Below are 2327 nucleotides of genomic sequence, written 5' to 3' on the forward strand. Positions count from 1 at the left end.
AGATCCGCGCACCTGCTCTTCGTTCCGACGCCGTCGGTCTCAGCGCTGGGACCTGCGCCGAGGATCCTCGCTTTGGCCCAGGCTGCTTGGCGCGGCGGGCGCTCAGGAGTGTGGAGTCCGTACCTGCTCGAAGTGGAACTCGCGGATGAAGCAGTCTCGTGGTTGACCAACCGCGAAGACCACGCAGTCGATGACCGACTGCGCAGTGAGGTCGCTATCTGCCTGCCGCGGCCCGTCTTGAACGAAGTCCGGTGGAAAAAGGGAAATCACCCGGATTCCTTCTGGCCGGAGCCGGTGCGACAGGATCTCAGCGAGCCCGGCGTGGGCATGCTTGGCCGCGTAGAACGCGGGATGCGCGCCCGAGCGGCGGTGCCCCACCTCGCCGCATGTGGAGATCATGTTGACGACGTCGGGCCGCGACGAGGCACGCAGCAGCGGCAACAGATGCTTGGTCAGCAGCACGGTGCCGGTCCCGCCCGCAGCCATCACGCTTTCGATCGTGTCGTCCGAGACGTCTGCCAGGTCGTCACCTTCGATGTATGCCGCACCATTGTTGATCAGCACATCGAGGTAGCTCGTCCGGTCGGCCACGGCCGCGGCGAACCCACGCACCGAATCCGGTGCGGCGAGGTCGCAGTGAAACGCATCAGCCCGACCAGCCCCCTGCTGGTTGATCGCATCCGCAACCCGCCGGGCCGCTACCACGTCGCGGGCCGAGAGGAAGATCTGTGCGCCGCGTTCGGCGAACGCCTCGGCCAGAAGGCGACCCGTGCCACGTGCCGCGCCCGTGATGGCGACGCGCAAACCATCAAGATCCATGGCCGACAGTGAAGCACCTGAACTCTGGTTGAGGTCAATAAGAACCTGCCAAGATCAGGCATCCGCTCATCGGCTACGAGCGGACGCTGACCGGGCGCGGTCGGCGGCGAATCGATGCAGGTGACTATCGTTCCTACGTCACCTTGGTCTATGGCTGATTCGCTCGCCTATCCAGCCGAGCAGCGTGCTGGTGTAGTCGGGGCTGACGGATTCGAGGGTTTCGGCACCGCTGCGGGTAGGCATGTGGGTGCAGTCGGTGAGCCGGTGGATGGTCAAATCGTTGGTACTGGCGACGCGCCGCCACACGGCGATGCTGTCCTCGGCTGGGGTCCACTCGTCGGAATCGCCGTAGAACAGCAGCGTCGGGCAGTTCACCTGCGCGATGACCGGCTGCGGGTCGTAGTCCATGTCCTCCCACGTACCGCGGTGGCCGAGCAGATCACGCGGGACGTGCGCGAGCGGGAACCACGGCCTGTCGGCGTACCGGTCCACGACCGCCTGGGCGGTCGCGCGGTCGATGTGACCGCGGACGGCGCCTTCGAGCGCCTCACGTAGGCGGGCCAACTCGGCGAGGTCGGCGTCGCCATAGCCACGCTGGAGCAGCTGCTGCGCCGTTCCGTACCGCATCTGGACCGCTGGGCTCACGCCGCTGGTGGCGACCAGCACCAGGAAGGCGACCAGTTCGGGCCGGCGGGCCGCGACCACCAACGCGGGCCAGGTGCCCTGGCTCCAGCCCCACAGCCCCACCCGAACGTCGCCCATCCGACGGCGCAACTCGGCAACGGCCGCCACCGTGTCGTCGGCCTGCACGGCGAACGGCACGTCGCCATGCTCATGCAGGCGGCGGTCGAAACGCAGCACCGCCACGCCGGCTCGCGGGAGCTCGCGCGCCAAATGCTCGTACAGGAAGTACGAGCGCTGCGGCACAGCAGACCCGTGCAGGACGACCACCGCACCGCGCACCGGCCCGACAGGCGGCACGTCCAGCGTGGCGGGCAGGGACACGTCACCAGCATCGATGGACAGCTCCACGCCGGCAGTCAAGCACACTACTGCACGGACCACTTCCGCAGCCGATAGCAGGGATCCAGTGAGCCGACTGGATGGACACGCTGACCACATTCCCGTGCCCGCCATCCTCGGTAGACAGGTCACGTCCGCGCTGGAACATCCGCAATTCGGCATGAGCGTGCGCCGGTGATGGCAGTCCCGAACCGCGTCGTGCAGGCACCGCACGTGAACGGTTCGTGGGCGAAGCCGCTCGACCAACACCCTCCCGTGCCGGTCACCGGCGGCTGCTACATCGGCCGCTGCGGTTCATCGCGTAGCCGGCACCGACCCGGGTCCAGACCCGCGATGGACACCCCGGCGACGAGCCGGGAGCCCGGCTCGTGCCGGCCCAAACCCAACCCGCACGGTCTTCAACCGCACCGTGTCAAGTGCCCTCCACTACCCGGCGCCCGGGACAGGACAACCGGGCGGAAATCAGATGCCCACACCACCACCAC

Annotated in this window: 2 protein-coding genes; both read right to left on the reverse strand. The window is 67.8% G+C overall.

The features are described 5' to 3' along the window. Positions 1–102: 102 nt before the first annotated feature. Entirely contained in the window at positions 103–819 is a 717-nt protein-coding gene (locus ENC19_RS29065) for an SDR family NAD(P)-dependent oxidoreductase (RefSeq protein WP_164450235.1), read from the reverse strand. A gap of 138 nt (positions 820–957) precedes the next feature. Next, on the reverse strand, positions 958–1884 hold the full coding sequence (locus ENC19_RS29070) for an alpha/beta hydrolase family protein (protein WP_328824405.1): 927 nt from the start codon (positions 1882–1884) through the stop codon (positions 958–960). Positions 1885–2327: the final 443 nt, after the last annotated feature.

Source organism: Verrucosispora sioxanthis (assembly GCF_010560025.1).
GTDB classification, from domain to species: domain Bacteria; phylum Actinomycetota; class Actinomycetes; order Mycobacteriales; family Micromonosporaceae; genus Micromonospora; species Micromonospora palythoicola.